Origin of the sequence: Micromonospora sp. WMMC264 (assembly GCF_027497275.1) — a bacterium.
GTDB classification, from domain to species: Bacteria; Actinomycetota; Actinomycetes; order Mycobacteriales; family Micromonosporaceae; genus Micromonospora; species Micromonospora chalcea.
In genome coordinates, this window is the sequence record NZ_CP114907.1 from 3,166,075 (window position 1) to 3,190,021 (window position 23,947).

Genomic DNA, 23,947 nt, shown 5'->3' on the forward strand with positions numbered 1-23,947 from the left:
GGGCGTCCACCCGGTCGCCGCAGTCGCGACCGTCGAGAACGGCCCACCCCGTTCATCGTGACACTCTGCTCGCAGGCATGGGGGTTCGTGTCGGTGCGGCGACGGCATCTGGGCATACATGGTCGTCATCAGAGACGATCTGGAACTGGCACCCAGGGAGCGATCGGCACACGGGCTGACGACGTCGTTGGATTCGACTCGTGTGTCAGGGACGACGGCGCAGTGAGCGCAGCGTTGAAACCCCGTCGGTGGCGGCAAGCGCCCAGACCACGAGCAGCGGCTGGAAGAGCAGGCGGACCGCCCGTGCCGCGTCGGTATCCAGGCCGAATCCGTCACGCCCTTCGGTGAACTGAGCGATGTTGCCCGGGAAGACCGCGACGAAGAAGGCCGCTACGACCGCTCCCGTGAGGCCACGTACGGGCTGTCTCCAAGCCGCGAGCAGGGCCAACCCGAGACAGATCTCGACCACTCCGGAGGCGACGACGACGAGATCGGCGTCGAGCGGAAGCCAGGAGGGCACCTGCGCCAAGAACTCCTGGCGCGCGACTGTCAGGTGGGCGATGCCGGCAACGAGCAGCATCGCGCCCAACGCGACCTGGCCGACCGCGCCCGTCAACCGTCGGGCAAACGTGGAGGTCAAGGTGTCTCTCCCGTGGTGTGAACGAGGGACGGACGGCCGGCCCGCTGCGGGGGCGGCTCCCACCACCCTAAGAGCTCCTAACGCTTCGAGTGTTGGAGTCGGTGCCAGCAGATGATGGCGCCGGCGAGGGTGAGGAACGCTTCGTGGATGTCGTCGCGGATCTCCCAGCGGATGCGCAGGCGGCGGAACCAGTGCAGTAGGGCGATAGTCTGCTCGACGATCCACCGGCGGGTGCCGAGTCCGGAGCCGTGGCCGGTGCCGCGTCGGGCGATGACCGGGGTGATGCCTTCGGCCCTGAGGTCGCGTCGGTAGCAGTCGTAGTCGTAGCCGCGATCGGCGTAGATGCGGTCGGGTCGCTGCCGGGGCCGGCCGCGGATGCCCTTGATGCGGGGGACCTTGTCGACCAGGGGCATGAGCTGGGTGACGTCGTGACGGTTGCCGCCGGTCAGTGCCGTGGCGAGGGGGATGCCGCCCGCGTCGGTGATGATGTGGTGTTTCGAGCCTGGCTTGCGGCGGTCGACCAGGCTCGGACCGGTTTTGGGCCACCCTTGAGCGCCCGGACGTGGGAGCCGTCGATCACCTCCCAGGACATGTCCAACTGCCCGGCGGCCCGGAGTCTGCCGAGCAGCACCTCATGCAGTCGTTGCCACACGCCGGCGTCATTCCAGTCCCGCAACCTGCGCCAGCAGGTCATGCCCGACCCGAACCCAAGCTCCTGAGGCAGGTACTCCCACGGGATCGCGGTGTAGAGCACGAACAAGCTCCCGCACAACACCTTGCGATCATCGAGAGGCTTGCGGCCCGGGAACCGATGACGTCGGGCCGGGCGGGGTGGCAGCAGCGGTGCGACCTCGGCCCAGAGTTCGTCCGAGACGATCCACGGCGGCTGCTCACCCCTCCTCACGTTCAGACAGAACGATCCTCACGTCCCGAGGACACGCCCAACATTGAGCCATTTTCATCGTGGGTAGCGGGCCTCCTCGGCGGCTTGGAGGACGAGGATGGCCTGGACGATTGGGGTGGCGCGGCGTGGGCAGCAGCGGAGTTTGGTCAGGATCTTCCACGTCTTGAGCGTGGAGACGGCGCGTTCGCCGAGGGCTCGGATCTTGGCGTGGTGCCGGTTGACGGACTTCTGCCGGCGGGACAGTCGGGTGCGGCGGCGTTTGAACGGGGTCCAGATGGCGCCGCGGGCGCCTTGATAGCCCTTGTCCGCGAAGGTCAGCACGTTGGTGCTGGTCAGGGCGTCGATCAGGCCGTGCGTGCGGGCGGCGGTCAGGTCGTGGACGGCGCCGGGCAGGGCGGGTGAGGCCCAGACCAGCCGCCCGGCCGGGTCGGCCAGGACCTGCACGTTCACGCCGTGTCGCTTGTGCTTGCCGGAGTAGTAGGGCCGCTGGTCGGCGACCCGGTCGATCGGGATCAGCGTGCCGTCGAGGATCGCGTACGCCAACCGGGTGACTCGACGCATCGCCGCGGTGAGGTCGTCGGCGCAGCCGGCGAGCAGGTCGACGGCCTCGCGCAGGTAGCGCCATACGGTGGCCACCGACACGGCGAAGCCGGCGGCCAGCCGGGTGAGGGTGTCGCCGTTGCGCAGGTGGGCCAGAGCCATCAGCGCCTGCTGCTGCGCAGGCAGCCGGCGCCAGCGGCCGCCGAGCGTGCGGCGCCGACCACGGATCAGCTCGGTCAGGCGGGTCAGGCTACGCGTGGACAGCGGGATGCTGGCAGGATAGGTCAGCAACGAAGCTCCTGTGCTGGGCAGTGCGTCTTGGTCGACTGCTGTCCTACCGGGAGCTTCGTCCTATCTGGAGCATCGACACGCCCCTGCCTACCTGCTCAGGCCCCTTGATCACGATGAAAATGGCTCATCATTTCGTTAGGAGCTCTAGGTCGCGGCCCGCCGCCGCATGCCATCGGGCCTTACCCGCGCTGATTCAACTAGCCTTCCGCCGCCGAATCGTTTCAAGGATTTCGCCGTTTCGTTTGCGACCATTCTTCGCGATCTCCAGCACCCTCCGACTGTTCGCGGGCTGCCCAGCGGAGAGATTCACCAACACTTCGATCTGATCAACGATCTCCGCAGCCTCCAGAGGCGTGAGATCAGGAAAGTTCCTGGCGGGGAAGAATCTCGGCCCGGACTCCTCATCCACCTCGCTGATACGACCATCGAACTCCTGACCGATATCGAGACTCACTGTCGAGACGAGATCGGCCAGCTCCGCAATACTCGATTCCTCGGCAAACAAGCCCCGCACCACTGCAGCTGCCATGCGCTGAAGTTCGGCTACAGCTTCGGGCTCTTCCTCGTCGATGTCATCGCCCCGACCGTCACGCAACCCGTCAAATACATTCCGGACAGTTTCCAAAAAATGGGTCGACCCCCATTTATCGACTCTTTCCAGAGCAGCCAGGTCGAGATCGCTGTCACCCCCGCCGAAAATGGGGCTGATTCGATATAGACACATCGCCGCCGCCACGGCCAAGGCCTCATCGCTTGCCTCCGCGCTATGGCCGGCGAGCGCCTCATACGCATATCCTACGGACCGGCGATTTGACCACAGCCGTGACTGAAAACCTGATACACCATGGCAAACCATCGGACACCGCAACCACTCTCAGCGGAGCACCAATCCGAATTCATCGCGGAAGAGAGTTACTCGCCACTGGCGCACAGCGCCTTTCTCAGGTCCTCCAGAACGCGCTCGCCTTTCAGCCATCCGACAACTTCATGCAGCTGGATTACCGAAAGTCCATATCCCATTCGTAGGGCATACGCCGCACTAAACTCTTGACCAGGCGACACAAGCCCTTCTTCTTTCAGATGGAGTACGGCACCTAGCGGGTCTACACCTTCCCCTCGCATCTTATTTACTAATTCGCTCAGTCGACCTTGGGGCTCGGCCACCTTATCCTCGTTCTCTCCTGAACATTGCAGAGACCCTCGTGAAGCCGTCCAGGTTCTCGTCAGCCACCAGGATCTTCACTCGCGTAAACCCATATCTCGCTGCTTGACGGCCAGTCCATGTGCCACGAGCGGCTGAGCGCAGTGGATCCCCCCCTCTTACCGCGGCGTTAAAGGCCGCCAGGTTGTCGCCGTACACCCAGTAGCCCTGCACTCCATTCACACGATCACCAAAGTGTTCCATTACGCGGTCGAACATTTCGCGGCCTGAGATCGGCGATCCCTGATTGCGCTGCATCATCAGCGTGAGAATCCCATCGTCGTCCAGGTCTGCGATGACGCCACTCCCACTCTCGCCATGAGAAATGGAGTAGCTCTTCTCATTGGCCGTGACCTCAAGACAGCCGTCGTTGTTGTGTACGAGGACTGACGTGTTGCCGGCGATTACATAGTACGTGTGGGTGACGGCGACGGTGAGGTCCCGCATCACCTTGGCGCCGGTGAAGTTGCGGACGTCGGTGACGTACTGGATCTGTCCCTCGGGCCCGACCAGGGTCGACTCGCCCGGGATCAGGTCGGCAGCGTCGATCCAGTCGCCGGTGGTGGCGTCCCAGAAGGGGTGGTGCGCGGTGGTGTGCAGAACCGATCCGGTCGGTCCGCGGGTACTGCGTTCCCCTTCACCCTCACCGGTGGACCTCGTCGCCTGGTCCGCAGGCTTTGCCGACACGGTCACGTCGGTCAGCTCGGTGTCCCGGTTGGCGTGTAGCAGGGTCACCTGCTGGTCGCTGTGTTCACCGGTGGCGGGGTCGGTTGTGGCTACCGTGTCACCGATGTTGACCTCAGCGATCGGTCGTGCGGTGCCGTCGGCCATCAGGACCAGGGTGTCCGGGTCGAAGCTGTGCACAGCGCATGCGGCGGCCTTCGGCTCGTTGTCCTGAACACGATCTCGATCACGCTGGTGCTCGGGCCGGTTCTGCTTTGACGAGGACCGTTCGGGCTTCTCCTGCCGCTTCGGCGCCTGCTTCGCCTTCGGCGGCGTGGCCGGCTTGGACGGCTTGGGTTTCGGCTTCGGCTTGGGCTTCGGCTTGGGCTTCGGCTTGACCGGTGGCTTGGGCTTCTTCTTGGGAGGCTTGGGTTTCTTGGGCACCTTCTGCATGAGGTCGTTGAGGTGCTTTCGGGCCTGATTCATCAGGTCCTGGGCGCGGCGCATCATCGTGCGTGCGCCCTCGACGATGCGTTTCCACATCCGGTATCCGCTGAAGGCACGGTCGACCGCCCGGAACAGCGACTTACCGATCTTGAATGCCTTGATCGGTCCGAGGAAGTTGGTGGCGAGGTCGATGCAGTCCCAGACGCCTCCGTCGAGGCACCCCATCAGCGATGTCCAGCCGATCATGTCGAGGAGCATCCCGACACCGACCTGGAGCAGGATGTCGAACAGTGAGGTTTGGCTCTCCCGCTCTGCCCGCTGGTAGTCGGCTTCCTGCCGGGCGATCTCCTCGCCGGCGAACTTGACGTCTCGCTGGTGTTGCGTGAGGTCACGGGTGTATTGGGCGATCGCGGCGTCGTACTTCTTCAGCTCGCACGCGTAGTCGTATTGGCCGCACTTGCCGTCCACCGCATGCCCGGTGGTATCGGTGTTGCCCAGCGGGTCCGCCTCCGCGTACGCGAACCTGTTCGCCGCCCCGGAGCTGGGAGTGGGGTTGAGCGTGACATCGTCGCGGGTGTCGAAAGCGCCGGTTTCTGGGTTGTACCACCTCGCCCACATGTTGACTCGGCCGGTGCCCTGGTCGGTCCACTCTGACTGGTAGCCGAGCTTGCCGAGCATCCCGGTGCTGGACAGGACCTTGCCCCAGGGGTCGTACGCGACCGACGCGGTCAGGGCCGTGCCCGTCCCGGTGAACTCGCCCACCACGTCGGTGTGCAGATCGGTCCAGGCGTAACGCTGCGTACCGCCGGATGCGACACCTACGAGCCCGTCCGCGGCGTCGCGCACGTACACCGCGCCGCCGTCGCCGGCCACCGTGTTACTCAGACCGGTGTACGTCAGGTTCGGCTGGATGAGCCGGCCCAGGCCGTCGTAGGTGTAGGTGGAGGCCGCACCGCCAGGCGCGCCCTGCGACCACACCTGGTTGAACGCGTCGGTGACGGTGGTCGTGTCCTGGCCGCCAGACCTGGTGCGTGTGAGCGTGCCCCGCGGCGTGTACTCGTAGCTCGTCCCGTCCGACGACGACTGCAACTGGTTGCGCGCGTCGTAGGTGAACGTCTTGCTGCCCGCTTGAACACGGTTGCCGGACTTGTCGTACGCGTACACCACGGGGTTCGTGCCGTTGTTCCAGCCGATTAGCCGGTCGGCCAGGTCGTAGGTGTAGGTGTTGGCTGCCGCGCCGGTGAGTCCGATGGTCGTCTTCGAGGTGACGTTGTCGTTGAGGTCCCACCCGTACTGGATCTTGGCGATGCTGGTGCCGGCGCTGGTCTTCAGCTCGTCGGCTGTCATGCGGTGCAGCTCGTCGTAGCTGAACGACCGGACGTTGCCGCCGGTTCCGTGCGTGATCGACGACACCTGCGACAGGGTGTTGTACCCGTAGGTCAGGTTCGTCCCCGCGGTCGGGTTGACCACCGTGGCGGGGCGGCCGGCCGTGTCATAGGTGTACGACGTCGTTCCGGCCGCGTCCGTGCGGGAGGTCAGCGCCCCGTCGCCGTTGTAGGTGTAGGACGAGGCACCCGACACCCCACCGATGGTCACGGGCAGACTGCGGTCGTCGTACTCGACGGTGGTCTGGCCCGCTGAACCGACGAACGACGTCATCCGGCCTGCCGCGTCGTAGTCGAACGTGCGGTCCACCGTCGTCGTCTGCGCGCCGGCGCCGGAGCTGCGTACCAGCCGGCCCAGGTCGTCGTACTCCGAGGTGACGCTCACCCCGCCCGGTGAGTCCAGTCGCACCAGCTGGCCGGCCGCGTCGTACGACATGGTGAATGTGCGGTCGGCGAGTGCCGGATGGGCGGTCGTGGCGGGCTCGATCTGCGATTCGACCAGGCCCCACGGGTTGTAGGTGGTGATGAATTTGTTGCCCCGGCCGTCGGTGAACCGGGTCTGCCGGCCGGCCAGGTCGTAGCCGAACGTCGAGACGATCTGGTCGGATCCGCTGATCGGCTCGGTCTGGGACACCATCTGTCCGAGCGCGTCGAAGGCGAACGTCTTCGTCGTGCCCCGCGCGTCGGTGGCCGCTACCAGGTTGCCGGCGGCGTCGTACTGGCTGGACACCGTCCGCAACAGCACGTCGTCGGCCGCCGCGCTGGTCGGGCCAGGCGAGTACGACTTGGCGTTGATCGCACGCCCGGCCAGGTCGTACGCCATGGTCTGGTAGGTCTGGTCGGGGGCGGTGACCCTGATCGGGCGGCCGGCGCCGTCGTACTGGGTGGTCGTGGTGTTGCTGGCCCCGTCGGTGACGCTGATCTGCTCACCGGCGGTGTTGTAGGACTGCGTCGTGACCACGCCGGTCGGCGAGGTGATCGACGTCGGCCACGGTCCGGTCCCGTACCCGAAGGTGGTCGTGTGGGCCTTTCCGGTCTGGCGCACCACCTCGGTGGAGGTGACGGTGCGTCCCAGGTAGTCGTATGTGGCGGTGCCCTTGGCCCCGGTCGGGTCGGTCTGTGACAGCAGATCGCCGTTGAGGTTGTACTCGAAGCGGCTCACGCCGCCGTCGGGTGCGGTGACCTTTGCGGTGCGACCGAGCTGGTCGTAGACGATCGAGGTCTCCGCGCCGAGGGGGTCGGAGGTGGACACCACCTGTCCGACGGCGTTGTAGACGTTGGTTGTCTTGGCCACGATCGGGGTGGACGAGCCCGGCGGGGTGTAGGCAGGCAGTTGTGTCTCCACCGGCTGGCCCGCGGCGTCATAGCGGACAACTGTCACGTTGCCGTTGGGGTCCTGCTGTTCGGTCAGCTCGTCGAAGGTGTTGTAGCCGAGTCGAACCGTCGACACCGCGGTGACGGGCGCCTGCTCTCCCGTCACGGTGCTTGCCGCTGGCGAGGTGGTGACCACGGCGCGGCCCACCTCGTCGTTCGTCACGTATGTGGTGTCGCCGTTCGGGTTGGTTGTCGACGTGATCGACCCGTCGGTGTCCAGGGTGTAGCTCGTGCGGATCACCCGGGCGTCCGCCGCCGGCAGGGCGCCGGAGCGCACCTGTCCCACCTCGCTGCCGCTCAGCGGCCGCGAGTAGACCTGCACGTCGTCAACGCGGCCCTGCCAGAAGTTCTCCAAGGCGCCGTTCCAGGTGCCGGCGCCGATGAGCATCGACTTGCGGGGTGTGAACGTCGTGGTGGCGGTGGTGGTGTGCTTGAGCACCCCGTTGACGTACAGGCTCATCGTGCCGGAGGCGGGATCGTAAGTACCTACGAGGTGAGTCCAGGTGTTCAGCTGCCCGGCCGCTGAGGTCTTGGCGGCCTTGCCCGGCGAACTGGTGGTGTCGGAGTCCTTCATGTTGAACCGCCACTCGACGGTGGCGTCGTCGAAGCCGAGCGAGAAGGCGTCCTGCATCACGCCCCGCGCGGCGACGACCTTGTGCTTGGCGGTGCCGTCGGTCAAGTAGACCCATGCCGCGACGGTGAACCCCGCGGTGGCGTCCACGGCCGGGCCCGCCGTCTCGATGGCGCTGGTGCCGTCGAACTGCGCCGAGCCGCCGTGGTCGGTGGACCAGCCGACTCCGCTGGCCGGCAGCATGCCGGCGTTGTTGCCGGTCGAGTCGGCGGCCTTGCCGCCGGTCGTCTCGTCAAGCATCCACCGGCCGACCGGCGTTACCGCGTTGCCGGTGTACGTCGTGTTCGACAGCACCCGGCCTAGCGGGTCGTACAGGGCCTCCGAGGCGCCGACCAAGGTGCCGCCCTGGGTCAGGGTCGTGGACAGCACGTCGTCGTTGGCCGAGTAGGTGTGGGTGGTGGTGCGGTTGAGTCCACCCGGATTCAGAGTCACGGTCAGGCCCCGGCCGGCCGCGTCATACGTACGATCGGTCCTGGTGAGCCCGTTGTTGGTGATCTGCGAGACCAGGTTGCCGGCGGCGTCGTAGCTGTTGTTCTCCTGGGTGAACGACGCGCCGGTGCCGGGGTCGCTCCGGGTCACCGTGGCGAGCAGGTTGTTGTCGGTGTAGGTGTAGTCGGTCCTCCAGCCCATCGCGTCGGTCACCGACGCCAGGCGGCCGGCCGGGTCGTACGCCATCGACTTGACGATCAGGTCTGCCGGCGGCGAGGGATCGTTCGGGTCTCCGGTGTAGTTCTCCACCACGACGGCGAGTTCGTTACCGATGGCGTCGTAGTCGGTGCGCAGGATGCTGCCGTCGGCGTGGGTCTGCCGGTGCACCCGGCCGTACGGGTCGTAGCCGAGGGTCAGCGTCTTACCGTTGGCGTCGGTCTCGGTCACCCGCCTCCCGTGGCTGTCGTAGCCGTACGTCACGGTTCGCGGTGCGTCCCCGCCGGTGCTGTCCGACACGGTCTCCGATACGGGTAAACCGTCCTCGTTGTAGGTGACGGTGGTGACCGGTGTGTGCGTCGCGCCGGTGACCTGGTTGGTGGTCGCTGGATCCGTCCGCTCGACCACCCGGTCCAGCGCGTCGTGCTTGAAGGCGGTCGTTGAGCGGGGAACGCCCCCGACGATGTCGATTTCCTTGGTGGTGCGCCCCAGCTGGTCGTACTCGTACCGGGTGACCAGGCCTGCCGGGTCGGTCACCTCGGCGATGTCGCCGTTGGTGTAGTAGACGATGCGCACCACGCCACCGCCCGGTTTGGTGATCGTTGACGGCAGGCCGGGCGGAGCGAATCCGCCCCCGAACGCCGCGACGGTGGTGCCGTCGGTGTAGACGACGGTTGTCCTGCGCCCCAGCGGGTCGGTCGTGGCGGTGCGGTTGCCGGTGACGGGGTCGTATGTGTAGGTGGTCAGGTAGGTGTTGTCGGACGCGGAAGTCGACCCTGCTTCCCGCTTCTCGAGCAACCGGTCGTTGAGCACGTTCGCCGGAGGGCTCTGCGTGGTCGCATCCGGGTAGTAGGTGGAATAGCTCGTCGAGCACTTGTTCGCCGACCGGTCCTGGCAGGTGGTGGTGGAGACGACGTTGCCGCGCACGTCGTGCTCGTTGATCGTCATGTTGCCGTTGGGATCGGTGACCGTGCGTAGGTAGCCCTTGCTGCTGTAGCCGAATCGGGTTGCGAAGCCGCGTGTGTCGACCTCGGCGACCTTGCGCCCGGCTTGCAGGTCGTGCACGTCCTTGCTTTGGGCGTCGTCCGGGTGCACCACCGTGTAGGTGACTCCCGGTACGGCGGCGGCCTTCACCGCGTCCCGGGCCTTGAACTGCGTCTCGACGTGCTTGGTGTCGAGTGAGGAGCGGTAGAACGCGACCTCGGCGATCTGTCCGTTGAAGTGGCCGTTGAGGTTCGTCGGGGTGGACGGCCAATGGGTGCTGATCTTTCCGGCGCCGATGTAGCCGTAGCCCAGGGTGCGGGTCTCCGTCGATGTCGTCGTCTTGGTGGCGATCTGTTTGCCGTCGAGGTACAGGGCCTGCCCGGTCGCCGTGCGGGTCAGCACCGCCGAGTGCCACTTGCCGTCGTTGACCGTGGTGGTCGAGGTCATCGCGCCGGCACCATTGCAGTAGCAGAAGGTGCCGCGCAGCTTTCCGTCGACCCCGACGTACAGCGCGGGAAGCCATTGGGCGTCCCCGCTCTGCCCGAGCGCGTTGGTCTGGAATCCGGCCAGGACGCCACCGGCGGAGCTGCTGGTCTTGAACCACAACCCGATCGAACGGTCATCGGCGGTCGCCGGTGGGATCTCCGCGCCCGGCAAGCTCAGGTACGAGGATGTGCCGTTGAAGGATGCCGCCGGGGCAGACGACCCGAATGGCCCGGGCGCGCTGCCGAGCGTGACCGAGCTGTAGCTGGCGACGTCTCCGTTGATCTCATTGACCGCGTCGACCGTGCCGGTCTCCGCCAAACGCCAGTAGTTCGACGGGACGCCACCCAGCACTGCGCTCTCGTAGATCTTCGTGGTGCCGGCCACGGACGCCGGGAGCGGACGCCACACGCCACCGTTGCCGTCGGTCATCTGGCTGACCCGGCCGGTCACGCCATCGTAGGAGACCTGCGCGGTCGCGTTGCCCGACGGACGCCGCACCTCCGTCAGAGGGGTCACCGGCGTCCTGGCCCGGTAGATTTCACCGACCATCTGTTCGGTGACCGGCGTGTCGAACAGCGCCACCTCCGCCACCGACCCGGTGAAATAGTCCGCCGTGCCGAGATTGCTGACCGTACTGCCGCGTGACTGGTTCGGCCAGCCGCCGCCGAGGAACCCCGTACCGACATACGAGTAGACCGGGCTCATGTCCTGGACGGCGATGCCGGTCTGCTGCGCCACCTGGACGCCGTCGACGAACATCTGCTGCTTGTTGCCCGATGCTGACAGCACCACGTGGTGCCACTGGTTGTCCGCGACGGTGGCCGGTGACTGCATCGGGTTGTGCGTCCGCGCCACGAACGACTGGTCCGCCTGGTTGAACCGGCCGCAGGCCCAGATCTGCATCTCGGCGCCGTTCTGCGTTCCGTCTCCCACCGAGTCCAGACACTTGTAGGAGTTGTCGTTGATGATTTGGCCGTTGGCCCGCACGTCCCACTTCTGGTCGACCGCGCCGGTGCAGGCCCAGGTCACGAGGTCCGCGCCGTTACCGGTGGCGCCGCCGGACACGCCCGCGCACTTGACCGAGCCGCCGCTGGTCACGCGCAGCTCCCGGTCCGCGGTCCAGGTCCACTGCTGGTTCGCCGCGCCGGTGCAGGGGCCCAGCGCCAGCACAACATTGCTCGCCGACGAGTTCCCGGGCACCTCCAGGCATTGCCCCTGCCCGTACGCGAGCAGACTGCCGATGGCGGTGCCCGGCGTCGGCGCGGTGGGGAACCCGCCCACGAGCTTCCCGTTCGAGCCGATGTACAACGTCGGGTTGTAAGCCCCCTTGGCGGCGCTCGCCGTGGCAGGTTCCCAGGACTGGCCGTAAAGGACACCGTCGCCGCCGGAGGTCTTCACCCACATGCTGATCGCCTGCGCGGAGGCGTCGCCGACGAGCTTGGCCGGCACCGACACCCGCGACGAGGAGCCGTTGAAACCGGCCGCCGTCGCCGTTGAGGCCGCCAGCGGACCGGGCTGCCCGAGGGTCACATTGCTGTAGACGCCGTTGTCGGCGCCGGCGTTCTCCAGCACGGAACTCGCGGCGGTCGTGCCGCTGGTCTCGGTCAGCCGCCAGTAGGAATGGGGCAGGGCGTTGCTCACCGCGGTCTGGTAGAGAGAGCCGCCGGTGTAGCTGTAGGTGTGGCACTGCGTGCTGGACGTCGGCGGGCAGGCCTGGGTCAGCGCGTCGCCGGAATAGCTGTAGGTCCACGTGTTCTGCGCGGTTTGACCGTTGACCGTGACGGGATCGCTGCTGACCGATGCCACGTGCGGCGCGCTGGCTCCCGGTGGGGTGGCCCAGTTCAGCGTCAAGGTCCGTCCCGACGCGGCGGTCATCTTGGTCATCCGGCCGTTGGTGTAGGTGAACGTCAGGGCTCGCCCGGAGACATCCTTGACCTTGGTCACCGCGTACCGGCCTGAGCCCTGGGAGCTCAGTAACTCGTAGCTGGTGCCGTCCTTCTCCACCAGTTTGTAGCCGCCGGTGACTGTCGAGAGCGTGGTCGTACGTCCGGCTGGTGACGAGAACGTGCCGTTGCCGTTGCGGCCGAAGGCCATCTGGCGGCCGTTCGGGTAGGTCACCACGACGGTGTTGACGGTGGTGGTCCCGTTGGCGTACCGCTCAATCGCATGGGCGTCGGCCATGGTCGACCAGCCGGCACCGAACGCGTGACCACTGCGCGGGTCGATGCTGTTGTACGACCGCACGATTTCCAGCGGTGGGCCGACCGTGTTCACCATCGCGTCCCGGGTCGCGGTGGTGTAGTTGCCGATGCTCGGGTCGAACCCGCGGCCCGAGTTCTGCGACAGCCCGGAGGTGATCGACGGCTGTGGCACTGGGGTGACCAGCAGGTGCTTCGTCAAGGCGTCGGCGTTGGTGAGCAGGCCGTCAGAGACCTGCACCGTCCAGTAGTACGACTCACCCCAGCTGAGTACGCCGGAAGGCACGGTCCACGACTTCTTGGTAAGCCAGTTCGAGGTGGCGATCTGAGTTTTACCGTCGCTGCCATAGACGATGAACTTGTACTGCAGGGACTTCGGGAACTTGTCCGGGTCGTGCGCGTCGGCCAGCAGTTCCGGCGTCAAGGTCTGCGTGGCCTGCCCGTAGCCCGGATACTGCTCGTTGACCTGAGGGTACTCGTTGTAGTCGTAGGTCAGCTGCAGGTAGGGCTTGTACGCCGCGCCGTAGTTGGCGGAGGTGAACCGCTTGAAGCCGGTGGAGCTGGTCTCCGACGCGGTGATCGCCAGGCCGTTGTTGCCGATGTCCCGGGTCGACCAGGCGTTGAAGGTCGTCACCGCGAGCGGAACCGACCACCATCTGCCTACGCTGCGGTCCCCCGACGTGTTCCCGCACGCCGGCGAGTTGTTCGTGATCGTCAACGTTCCGATCGCGGTGCCGAAGGTTGGACCTGCGGCGAGGCCTGCGTTGTTGGTCAGCGAATCGACGGTCCACGGCTCGTGAATCTGCCGCACGAAGAACGGGGTGTTGTCGCCGCAGCTCCATGACCAGGTGTGGTAGAGGAACAGCTTCGCAGCCCTGATCTGGGTACCCACCAACCCGTCGTTGTCGAACTCGTCGAAGTGAATGAACGAGCGGGAGACCGACGTCCCGTTGTTCCAGGTCCCGACCGGTAGATCGTTGGTGTTGTGGTTGGTCGTGCTCGAATCGTTGTCGACGAAGACGTCACCGGTGTCGATGGTGTCCCACGTCGACGGATCGACCCGCACCGGATACCGGCGAGCCGGGTCGGCCAGCCACGCCGCGTCCGCCGTCACCCGCAGCGCCGGCTGACCGTCGACCGTGATCAGCTCGTAGGCGACAGCGGACGACTGGGCCGGCGCACCGGACCTGGGGTGGACGTTGGAGTCTTCCATGTAGCCCTGCGGCACCCGCAACGCGACATCGCCGCTCGCGTTCAGCAACGCGATCGAACCGTCAGCCCGCAGCTGCGGGGTCAGCCCTTTCAGCCGAAGCGGGAAGACCCACTGGTTACCCGCCATCGGCGATTTGAGGATCAGGGTCTCCTTGAGACCGTCACCGAAGGTGTCCAGCTCGACATCGGTGTACGGCAGGATCTCCGGATACGTCGCCGTGGAGCCGTCAACGATCGCCGGCACCTCCGCCGCCCCGGCCAGCCCGTAGGCCAACGAATGACCCGACGCGGTCGTCACCGAAGCCAACGGATCGGAGGCATCCGCGGCACCCCGGGGGGCCAGGTCCACCGCGATGGAGTTGGCACGCATCGCCCACCGACCGTCCCGGCGGGTCAGCTGCGTGTCGATCGGCTGGTAGGTGCCGCTCTTGTCCTTGAAATTGACCCGCGCTCCGTACAGCCGACGTGTGAACGAACCGTCAGCGTTCTGGAACTCGTCGTACCGCGCGCTCGACCGCTGCGGCACCCGCTTACTGGTCTGCTCGTTGAAGCTGTTCTCGCCGGACAGCACCGGCGCCGTCCACGGCTTCTTCGGATCCGGTGCGGGAACCTCGGCGTCGACTGCGCCGCGCCCTCGACCAGGCGCCCGGCCCTGTCCGCCGTCGGCCCGAGTCTGCTCCGCCGACACGTAGTGGTCGCGGTTCTTGGCGCCACCAGCCGACTTCTGCACCGGCACGCCGGTGACGGCCGCCCATGCCGGCAACTGCCGGAACCACGACGACAGTGACGGAAGTGGAAAGCCGCCCTGCTCGGGCACCGCTCCCTGCGGCACACCCAACGACAGCGCCAGCGCCAGCGTGGTGACGACAGCGATCCGGCGCCTCATGGGCCCTCCACTATTGAAGATGATCAAACAGCTCGGGAAGTCTCGCCTGCCGATGACGTCGGCGCAAGATCTTGTTTTCGAACCTCAGGTGCCTTAGCGTGCGCCGGTGTCCAACCGCTTACGGCCGCGCCCCGCAGCAGCAAACCGGCGACGGCGGCTTCAGGAGCTGTCATCCCGACGGCGCCCGGCTGCGCTGCTGCCGGACGGGTGGCCGAGGCGGATCGCCTTGGCCGCACTGGGCCTCTTCCTCGCAGCCGTCGCAACGACCTGGATGCTGTGGCCCGATCCCGAGCCCCGCCAGCGGGAATACCTCAACGCCACCGCATGCCTGCTCACCGACCACGCGGGCGTCAGCGACGATGCGGCCAAGCCGGTCTGGGCCGCCATGCAGGAAGCCTCGGTCTCCAGCCTCGTCAAGGTTCAGTACCTGGCGGTCAACGGCCCGCAAACGGTCGACAACGCCCGAAACCACGTGGCGTCGCTGGCCGGCAGCAAATGCGGCCTCGTCATAGCCACCGGCCCCGCCCAGATCGACGCCGTTGTGGCCGCCGCGCCCACCTATCCCAAGGTGCGGTTCGTCACCATCGGCGGAAGCGCCACGGCGGCCAACATCACCGTCATCAGCGACAGCGCTGCGGACAACCTTCGTACCGCCTTGAAGCATGAGGTCACCGCGCTAGCCGACTCCGCATCCTGACCACGAAACTCGTGCGCGATTTGATCAGCCGCCCCTGCCTAGCGCTAGCCGCTTCCCGCTTCCGTAGGGACCGCGTCCGCACCTTCATCTTCGAGCACCGGTCCTGCTGCTGTCGAGGCAGGTTGGCCCGATGGGTGCGGCCGGTCGGGTGCCTGAGAACGAGGTGGCTGGGTGGGGACGGCCGACGGTTGCTGTCCTGTAGAAGTTCGCGACACGGGCATGGGTGGTGCCGCGAGCACGAGAGCTACCAGCAGGACCGAGGCCACGACGAGTTCGATACCGATGGTCGGCACTATCGTCCCTGGCCCGGGGCTTCCCCACCAGGCATCCGAAGCGCTTGCAAAGAGCCCAGCTACAACTGGTGTGATAACCGCGTAGAGGAGCATCCCGTATACCGCGAAACGCAGGGACCGCTGCCAGAAGACCTTGCCCTTCCCCTCTCGCCATTCGGGTAGTTGTCCACGCCGGCGGCGAATGAGCGCAAGGACGATCATGGCCATCAGGACCAGGGCCGGCACGGACCAGATCGCCAGCAGCCATGCGCTGTCGTCCTCACGCGTGACGACGCGCAGGTAGTGGTCGGCGGTCATCGCCAAAAGAAGGACGATGGCAACCGTGACGCCGTACATGATGATGGCCGCTAGCCACGGCAGATTAATGCTGCCGGCCTCTGCTGCTGCGGACTCCTGGCCCGTGTTGCTGCCAGATGGCTGCTCGGGATTGTCCAGGTGTGCTGCGAGCAGCCAGCATGCGCCCGTCACGACGCCTGCGGCACCGACGCCAAGCATGCCGCTGGCGAACATGCCGTCTGTCCACACACGCGCACATAGATCGTCGCCTGCGCTGCCTGTGACGTGGCTGAAGATGTAGCTGTCGAATCCCAGCATGACGAAGGTCGGGGCCAGGACTGCCAGCGTGTGGGTGTAGCGGGCCCCACGCATCGCGAACAGCACGACGATGCCAGTGAAGACAAATCCGGCAAGAGCCCCGGCGAACTGTGAGTTCGTGGAGGCCGAGGTGACGATGCTCCAGCCGTGGCTTGCGCAATCGGCTGCGGACTCCATGTGGCCACCATCGGGATCGGCGTGATTCTGAACCAGCGATTTGACGCCTACCTGACAGCGCGTATCCCGAAGACGTGGGGTTCCCCCGGTTTGCCAAGACTTGGCTCGGGTTTTCGGGGGGTAAACGGGGGCCAAGGTTGGCCGTTCGCCACGTCCAACTGAGCGATAGGCCGCTGGCATCCCAGGCCGGCAGCCGGACGCGCCGGTCACATGGGTTGACGAGGGCGTCAATAGCTGTACGTCGGCCGGAAGGTGAACCCCTTGGGATCTACAACACCCCGCTCCGCTATCGTCGCTGCCTCGCTCTCGGTCACCTGCAGCCACCGCTGTGCCGCATGGAACCTCATCTGGTTTTGACGGCGGGCACCCAGCACGGTGATGAGGAGCGCCTCGACTTCGCGGATAACGGTCTCGTCCGTGCTTGGGACCGGACGATCACGATGGTTCATGACCTTCCAACCCTCCAGCTCTCCCTCCATCACGTCGTCGAAGGGAACCAGCAGAAGCGAGACCATGTGCCACCGAGATGATCTGAGCGGTGGTCCTTGAGGCGCCCTCCGAGTCCCCCGCGTCCGCGAGCCAAGCCGACATAAACTGGGCCGAAATCGTCAAAGAGAATGTAGACACCGCGGGCTCGCCGGAAATCGCACAGGCGGATGCTCCCCGCGTTCCGGTACTGGCGACCGAGCAACTGCCAGGCGCTCGGACCTGAGCCGGGGCTCCAGGAGACCTCATCGGCGTTCCAGAACATGCCAAAGGCGCCAAACAGGTGTCCACCATTGGTCAGCATCAGGTGATGCTCGCATCGTCGACGGCAGGGCAACACCCCTCGCTAGATCGAAGGCTGGTCTCCGCCAACTGTTCCTAGTGCCGGCGGCTCATATGTTGGCCGTCGGCCTAAAGCCGGCTCACGGCACAGCGCAGCCTGGCGCTTCGACACCTGGAGCCGGGACTCGTTGACGGTGGCAACGCGAACCTCGGCTGTCACCAACCATCCATCCGCCTGGTCGTAGTCGGGCGCGGCGTTGATCGGAATTCCGTCGAGCATTACCATGCCGTTGTCGCATGCGTCACGACCAGCGTGAACGTAAAGCCCTTATAGTGCGTGGCCGGCTGGACCTGAATCGGCCTACAGGGCGATCGAGGGATGCGGGCACCGCAGCGGTTCCTATCTGGCTGTGACGGTCACCCATCACGGTCTCGCAGAAGGCGGAAAGGCGAGCACGTCAACAGTCGCCAAGTGCCGCTGTCGCCGAGGACCAGCACTCGAGCGCTCACCTGTAGAGGCGACGGACGCAGGGGCCATCGTGCCCGGGGCGGAGCAGACAGCGCCGCCCCCTGGGCATCAGTGCCCCACGGAAACGCAACCACACCAGTTCTGATCGTCCTGCGTGGAGACGGCGATCCGGGTTCGATCTTCGGCAGGGCGAGCAGCCGGGCCCCCTGCCAACGCTGGGCGTTGCGCGGCAGGCAGGTCGGCTGCAATCGGCAGATGGATGGCCTTGCAGCGAGTCGTCGGTCCTTGCCTCGCTCGTTGCGTGAACGTCGCTGGGCTGCCCCTGGCGTCTGAGCGTTCAGTCAGTCTCGTCCTTTGGGGCTTCGTCGCTGGTTTCGGGGTCCTCGCGCTCTGGGGCGAACGCCTCGGGAGCCTCGTCGCCGCCACTCAGTTCCCCGGCATCGACGTCCCGCTGCGCCCGCTTGCCCATGGCCAGCTCCACCAGTTCGAGCAGCGCCCGTCGGCGGGCGAGGAAGAAGCGCTGGAAGTTGGCGGCTCGGAGGGCCGCCGTGTCGATCAGATGGGCGCCGATGATGCCGTCTAACTCTTCGGTGGTGATGCCGGCGGCTGCTTCCAGTTTCGGAACGTAGCTCGCCGGCGATGCGCCCCCGATGAGGCGGTTGGTCTTCGCCGCCAACGGCGTCTTGTTGACGATGCTCTCGCGCAAGTTCGGGTCGATCTTGTTGTCGTCGCACCACTTCTTAGGAAAGACGTGGTGAATGTCAACATCGAGGGCCACGTAGTGGGTGTGGTCGAAGGTCTGGTTGAAGCGCCAGTCCTTCGCTCCGCGGGCCATGAGGAGGGCATGCAGGCCCTTGTAGGCGGCTGACTGACGAGTGCGCAGTGAGAGCAGCCGCGACTCTGCGAAGGTGGCTGCCGACACCGTGACCGGCAGTTCCGCCGCGTCACCGGACACTGCTGCCCGGGCCCAGGCCGGAACCTGGTCGACGTCACGGGCGAATCTGGTCTCGGTGGCGCCGCCGTAGAGCTCACCCAGGATCCCGCACCAAAACCACTGGCGCAGCCGATTCCGGACGCCGTGCACGTCCGCGTCCTCACCGAGGATCACCCGGATCACGGCCAGCGGCACCAGCTGGGTCGGGTACGGGATATCGCGCGCCCGGTGAATGTGCTCGTCCCTGAGGAACTGCGCCACCCACACAAGCGCCGCCCGGATCTTCTCGGCCCACGGCAGGTACTGGCGTAGCTCCAGGCGGAGTACGTCCTCCTTGCGGGCGGAGGTGAAGGAGGTACCGTTTGCGGTCACGAGAAGGGTGACAGCTTGGAGGAAGTCGGTGTTGCGGATTCCTTGCAGCACCGGATGCGCAGCGATGACCTGCTCGGTGAGTTGCCAGTCGTCGTTGAGGCGGAAGTCGTCGCCGTGCTCTGCGAAGTAGGCTGCGTCGCCGGCGAACGTCGCGGTCAACAGCTCGAAGACGTTGAGCGGTAGACCCCCGGTGTTCACCTTTTCGAAGACTGTGGCAACCGCGCCCTTGGTCGTAAGTCTGTCGAGCTCGATAGCAGGAATCTCGTAGCTCTGCATCGGCGTGAGGATCTCGGCCTGGAAACGCTGAATGAGAGCGATTCGCTCGGCCGCATCCCCGGTGGCACCCGGGAACTGCCACAGCCAGTCGAGCTGGCCCGGCTGGTCGTACACCAGGCGGAACGGGAAGTAGCCTTGCTCCCGTTCCTTCTCCGGCGTCGACACATCGAGCTTGATGTCCTTACCGAAGTTGGTCCGCTCGATGCCGTCACCAGGCAGCGCGACCACGGCGTCATCCCGACGAGCCGGATCCCCGAGCGCGCGCACGATGTCGATGTAGAACCGCCGCTTGACCTGCTTCTTCCGGACGTCCTCGGTGTCGACCACCCCGGTCCCGGTCAGCGACTGATAGAGCGACGTCAGCCGCTGCTGACCGTCGAGCAGGAGTAGGTCCGGCTCGGCCTTTCCGGTCGCGGGCGCCGTCCCCTCCAGGGCCTTCGGCTTGAACCTCACCTGGTCGTTGCCAGTCTGCAGCAGCATGAGGACGCCGAGCGGGTGACCGAGTGTGACGGTGACGAGCAGGGATCGGATCCGTTCCTCGTCCCACTTGTATCCACGCTGAAAGTCCGGTAGCTGAATGATCCCGATGCCAGCCTGGTCCAGAAGCTTGGATAGCTTGTATTGCGGCGTCTGGAACCCCACGATGCTCCCCACAAGATCGATCGGCTTGCTGGTGAGACTACCGAAGATGCTCACCTGCGCCGTCCCACGAAGCACCAGCATTCGGCCACACGAGGGTGTGTAGTCTCGGCAACGGGTTGAGCTAGGCCGTGTCTTCAAAGAGTTACAACCATTGCAGTAGCGCGGCGATGGTGACGGTGGCCTGGTACGACGTCGCGGTCTTGATGCCCCTATGGATGTCAAGCGGTCGATGTCCGGCTGGCGGGCTGAGGTGTCCGGGCGATGAGGTCGTAGAGCTCGCGCGCGACGTAGCGTTTCAGACACCGGATCGCTTCGCGTCTGGTCTTGCCCTCGCTGACGCGTCGGTCGATGTAGGCGCGGGTGCGCAGGTCCCAGCGAAGTCGCGCGATGACGATCATGTAGAGGGCTGAGTTGGCTTGGCGGTCGCCGCCGCGGTTGAGCCGGCGTCGCTGGGTCTTGCCGGAGGACATCTCGATCGGGCTGACTCCGCAGAGGGCCGCGAAGGACGCTTCGCTGGTGAGCCGTTGCGGGTTGTCGCCTGCGGCCAGGAGCAGAGCTGCTGCGGTGTCGGGGCCGACGCCGTAACGCTGGAGCAGCTCGGGTGTGTGGGCGTTGATGGCCTCGGTGATCCGCTGGTTGAGGTCCTCGACTTCGCGGGTGAGTTCGATGATCCGGCGAGCCAGCAGGCGCAGGGTGTAGGCGGCGGCTGCTGCGGGGGTGTCTGGCTGGCCCGGCTCGAGGTCGGCGCATCGGCGGATGAGCTTGGGGTTGCTGAGTCCGGTCATCGAGTCGCGCAGCGCCGGGTCGGCGCCGACGAGGACGGCTTTGAGCTGGTTGATCGCCTGCACTCGCGACTTGGTGGCCGAGGCTTTGGCCAGCTTGAAGAGCCGTACCCGCTCGACATGGCCGTCGCCTGCCTTGGCGAGGGCGGTAGCCCTTCCGGAAAGGACCGCTCGAGCTGCCGCTTCGGCGTCGATGGCGTCGGTCTTGCCGCGGCGACGCCGGTGGGCCTTGTCCGGCTGGTTGACCTCGATGACGCCGATTCCTGCGGTCAGTAGGTGGCGAGTCAACGCCGCACCGTAGGAATGCGTGCCCTCCACCCCGGCTCGCCGAATCGGGCCGAGCGCCAGAGCCCAGTCCAACATCGCCTGGTAGCCCTCGGCGGTGGTGGGGAAACTACGGCTGTCGAGCAGAACGCCGTGGATGTTGACGGCCGCCGCGACGTGGACGTCCTTGTGCGTGTCGACGCCGAGGACCATCTCTACGGCGGTGTCATGCTGTTGGGCCACTGGCGGGTGCGACATGCTGGTCACGGTTGTTCGGCTCCTGATGGCTCGGGAACGGATGGCCGTCGCCGGGCCGGCAGGGGCGGTCAGGACTGTGAAGGCGCCTTGTTAGCGGCAAGGCCCCTATCGGGACACGTCCCGCCGGTCCGGCGGCAGCAAGCACCACCCGGGACCCGAGTCGACAGATCAAACTCAAGGCACCAAAGGGCCGGTCGTAACGCGGGTCAGACCCGAGCCCCGGGCGGCACCCGATCATCCTCACAGTCGTAACGGGTCGCGACGCTGCGGCACTGCTTGAGCCGGTTGAAGCAGCGCTCGACGACGTTGCGCCGTTTGTAGAGCTGCTTGTCGAAGGCCGGCGGCCGGCCGCCCCGACTGCCTCGTCGGCGGCGGTTGGCCCGCTGGTCAGCGCGCTCGGGAATGGTGTGTCCGATGCCTCGTCGGCGCAGGTCGGACCGGATGGCCTTGGAGCTGTAGCCCTTGTCGGCGATGACGTGGTCCGGGCGGACCCGTGGCCGGCCGGTTCCTACCCGTTCGACACGGATGGCAGCCATGACGTGGGCGAAGCGGGTGCAGTCGTTGACGTTGCCACCAGAGAGCACGAACGCCAGGGTCCGGCCGAGGCCGTCGCAGGCGAGGTGAATCTTGGTGGTCAGTCCACCTCGACTTCGACCGCGGGCGTGATCTTGTGGTTCGTCCGATTCCCGGCGCCCCCTTTAGCGCCGGCTGCGTGCTGGTGAGCTCGCACGATCGTGGAGTCGACCGACACCAGCCAATCGATGTCCCCGGACGCGTCCGCGTCGGCCTGGACCCCAGCGAGCATCCGCTCGAACGTGCCGTCCAGGGCCCACCTGCGGAAACGGGTGTAGATCGATTGCCAGGATCCGTAGCGGGAAGGCACATCCCGCCACGCCGCCCCGGCCCGGATCTTCCACACGATCCCGTTGAGCACCCGCCGGTCAGCGCCGACGGCAGATACCGCGACAGCGCTTCCCACTCGACGTCAGACAACTCGTAGCGACGACCCACGCGCTACATCATCCGACACCAAGATCCTTTGAAGACACCGCCTAGCAGAACCTGCCCGCCGGCCGCCCGATGCCACGCCCGACGTAGAGCCGCTCACCGGCGCAGCTGTCGCGAGCAAGGGGTCGTCGTGGTCGGCAGGGAGCAGGCAGCGCCGGTCACTGGGCATCAGCGGGTCACCGAAAACGATTAGCGCAGGTTCTGGATGTCCTATATAGAGAACGTGGTCCGCCTGTCTCAGTCAGCGGCAAGACCGGCGGTCGACCACCCGGACTAGGCGCTGCGCGGTGGGCAGGTCGTTGGCTACGATCAGCAGGTGGATGACGTGCCGCTGGGTCACCACTCCTGTCCCCGGGCGTCCCGGTCGCCGGCCTGGTCCGAGTGCCAGTGGCGCAGCGCGTCCTTGATGACGGCGGTCTTCCGGTGGCTGGCGGCAATGGCGCCGTAAAGGGCGGTCATGTCGCCGGCGACCCGGTCGAGGAAGGTGTGTACGTCATCGGAGTTTCGCGGCCTCGGCGTCCGAGGCCGCCGAGCCTGCAGCGGATCGGCTGGCGGCCCGGCCGCGGGTACTGGCTACTCGTCCGACACAGCATCACCACCGGCGAGATAGCCTGCTACGTCTACTACGGCTCCGCCGCACCCGCCTGATTGGCTTGCCGCATCGCTACGGCCCGGTGGGCGATTGAGGAATGCTTCCAAGAGGCCAAGAACGAAGCCAGCCTCGACGAGTACCAGGTCCGCGACTGGCGAACCTGGTACGCCCACATCACCTTGTCCATGGCCGTCCACGCCTGGCTGTCCGTCGCCCGACCCCTTAGCCCCAGATCGCTACGGTCGGCCCTGGGCCGAGCAGTTGGTCCTCGATGAGACGGATCTCCTTGATCCTGCTTCCCTTATCCAGCTCGAAGGTGAGCCAGCCACGCACGCAGTCTTTTGGCAGGACTGCGGCGGAGTAGGGCAGGGCAGGTTCCCGGGGTTTGGGAGTGATGTCGGCGGGCTGCAGTTGGTGGTCGTCGGTGGTTTTGAGCTGCCAGGAACTCCAACTCGGCGTTGGCAGGCTCTCCCCCGTAGTGACGTTGCAGAGCTTCACATCGGCCGGCACCCACACTTTGCCCTTGTCGGGCTCAGAGTCGGCCTTTCCGCCATATTTCGCGGAGTAAACGGTGATTTTCCATCCAGCACCGGCGAATGTCTGGCCGATCTTCAGCCGAGCCGCTCCCTGGCCCTCAGTCGGGGATGGCGAGCTGTCCGCAGCGGTCGGGGTTTCTGTGGCAGGCGCGCCCGAACTGGCCTGCGAGATGGGTTCCCGGGGTGTTGGCGTGCCGTCGCTGGTGCCGCAGCCGGCAAGGAGGGTCGTTGCCGTGGTAACGGAGAGAAGTGACCGTGCCTTCATGACCCGTAACCTGTCGTCGATCGATCCTCCACCATGTCCGGGGCGGCGCCAGTTGTCGATTTGCCAGCCTGGTAAGGATTGGGGTGGCCATGCCTTCGTCCGTAACGATCACGGAGCGCCGTGCGCCGCTTGTCGCGGACCCCGTGCGAGCCAGTCGGCTTCGCGCCAGGCACGAGGGTCGCATCGGTGATGTCAGCGCGACTCACCGCAGAGATCGACATCTTGTCGGACCAGTGAGTGTCAGGTGTACGCCCGACCTCGCCATCGGATTGGATGACGGTGGCTGAGTTACGGGCACAACCCATCTGCGCGTCGCACCGCGCAGTCTTGAGGACTGAGGTGACCCCCTGCGACCGGACACTGTGTCCGGCCATTAGGGGTTACTTCATGCCGAACTCCGACCGCCGCACCGCACACACGGCATGAAAGACCCGAGCGATCGAATTGCCGCCCGCCCGGAACTCACTCAGGTACGCGTCGAGGTCGGACGATGCCGTCTCCGGCCGCCGCTGCCTCGACCTGTCGATCGCCAT

Annotated in this window: 13 protein-coding genes and 2 pseudogenes; 2 read left to right on the top strand and 13 right to left on the bottom strand. The window is 66.2% G+C overall.

From position 1 onward, the window contains the following. Positions 1 to 205: 205 nt before the first annotated feature. The 5 genes from O7542_RS13560 to O7542_RS13580 form a co-directional block, all read right to left on the bottom strand. A complete protein-coding gene (locus O7542_RS13560) occupies positions 206 to 640 on the bottom strand; it encodes a hypothetical protein (RefSeq protein WP_281606333.1) in 435 nt (144 codons plus the stop codon). 77 nt (positions 641 to 717) lie between these two features. After that, positions 718 to 1,517 (bottom strand): IS5 family transposase gene (locus O7542_RS13565; RefSeq protein ID WP_281606467.1). Its coding sequence is split into 2 segments (ribosomal slippage): positions 718 to 1,181 and positions 1,181 to 1,517, totalling 801 coding nucleotides; the frame shifts between segments, so codons are not numbered across the junction. A gap of 81 nt (positions 1,518 to 1,598) precedes the next feature. After that, complete coding sequence (locus O7542_RS13570; protein WP_274477492.1) at positions 1,599 to 2,375, bottom strand: transposase family protein; 777 nt, start codon at positions 2,373 to 2,375, stop codon at positions 1,599 to 1,601. 193 nt (positions 2,376 to 2,568) lie between these two features. After that, positions 2,569 to 3,111, bottom strand: coding sequence for a hypothetical protein (locus O7542_RS13575; protein ID WP_281606334.1), 543 nt, complete (start codon positions 3,109 to 3,111; stop codon positions 2,569 to 2,571). Positions 3,112 to 3,540: 429 nt separating this feature from the next. Then, positions 3,541 to 14,487, bottom strand: coding sequence for a LamG-like jellyroll fold domain-containing protein (locus tag O7542_RS13580; protein ID WP_281606335.1), 10,947 nt, complete (start codon positions 14,485 to 14,487; stop codon positions 3,541 to 3,543). A 226-nt stretch (positions 14,488 to 14,713) separates the two neighbouring features. Between O7542_RS13580 and O7542_RS13585 the strand changes: the two genes are divergently transcribed. Beyond that, the gene (locus tag O7542_RS13585; RefSeq protein WP_281606336.1) at positions 14,714 to 15,184 is read left to right on the top strand and encodes a hypothetical protein; all 471 of its coding nucleotides are present in this window, start codon (positions 14,714 to 14,716) and stop codon (positions 15,182 to 15,184) included. Positions 15,185 to 15,228: 44 nt separating this feature from the next. Here the strand turns inward: O7542_RS13585 and O7542_RS13590 are convergent, their stop codons facing one another. The 6 genes and pseudogenes from O7542_RS13590 to O7542_RS13615 form a co-directional block, all read right to left on the bottom strand. Further along, positions 15,229 to 16,248, bottom strand: coding sequence for a hypothetical protein (locus tag O7542_RS13590; protein WP_281606337.1), 1,020 nt, complete (start codon positions 16,246 to 16,248; stop codon positions 15,229 to 15,231). 227 nt (positions 16,249 to 16,475) lie between these two features. Further along, the gene (locus tag O7542_RS13595; protein WP_281606338.1) at positions 16,476 to 16,763 is read right to left on the bottom strand and encodes a hypothetical protein; all 288 of its coding nucleotides are present in this window, start codon (positions 16,761 to 16,763) and stop codon (positions 16,476 to 16,478) included. Positions 16,764 to 17,822: 1,059 nt separating this feature from the next. After that, a complete protein-coding gene (locus O7542_RS13600; protein ID WP_281606339.1) occupies positions 17,823 to 19,763 on the bottom strand; it encodes a DUF262 domain-containing protein in 1,941 nt (646 codons plus the stop codon). A 164-nt stretch (positions 19,764 to 19,927) separates the two neighbouring features. Next, positions 19,928 to 21,013 carry an IS110 family transposase gene (locus O7542_RS13605; RefSeq protein WP_281606468.1) on the bottom strand — a complete coding sequence of 362 codons (1,086 nt, stop codon included), beginning with the start codon at positions 21,011 to 21,013 and terminating at the stop codon, positions 19,928 to 19,930. Positions 21,014 to 21,219: 206 nt separating this feature from the next. Further along, positions 21,220 to 21,953: pseudogene (locus tag O7542_RS13610) on the bottom strand (IS5 family transposase); the annotation flags it as partial. 404 nt (positions 21,954 to 22,357) lie between these two features. Beyond that, complete coding sequence (locus O7542_RS13615) at positions 22,358 to 22,480, bottom strand: hypothetical protein (RefSeq protein ID WP_281606340.1); 123 nt, start codon at positions 22,478 to 22,480, stop codon at positions 22,358 to 22,360. A 213-nt stretch (positions 22,481 to 22,693) separates the two neighbouring features. Here O7542_RS13615 and O7542_RS13620 point away from each other — a divergent pair. Beyond that, positions 22,694 to 22,888: pseudogene (locus O7542_RS13620) on the top strand (IS701 family transposase); the annotation flags it as partial. On the opposite strand, the gene O7542_RS13625 reads toward O7542_RS13620, so the two are convergent. Together O7542_RS13625 and O7542_RS13630 are read right to left on the bottom strand one after the other, a co-directional pair. Beyond that, a complete protein-coding gene (locus O7542_RS13625; protein ID WP_281606341.1) occupies positions 22,836 to 23,414 on the bottom strand; it encodes a hypothetical protein in 579 nt (192 codons plus the stop codon). The pseudogene O7542_RS13620 and the gene O7542_RS13625 sit on opposite strands and share 53 nt — an antisense overlap. A 380-nt stretch (positions 23,415 to 23,794) precedes the next feature. Beyond that, positions 23,795 to 23,947 carry a hypothetical protein gene (locus O7542_RS13630; RefSeq protein WP_281606342.1) on the bottom strand — a complete coding sequence of 51 codons (153 nt, stop codon included), beginning with the start codon at positions 23,945 to 23,947 and terminating at the stop codon, positions 23,795 to 23,797.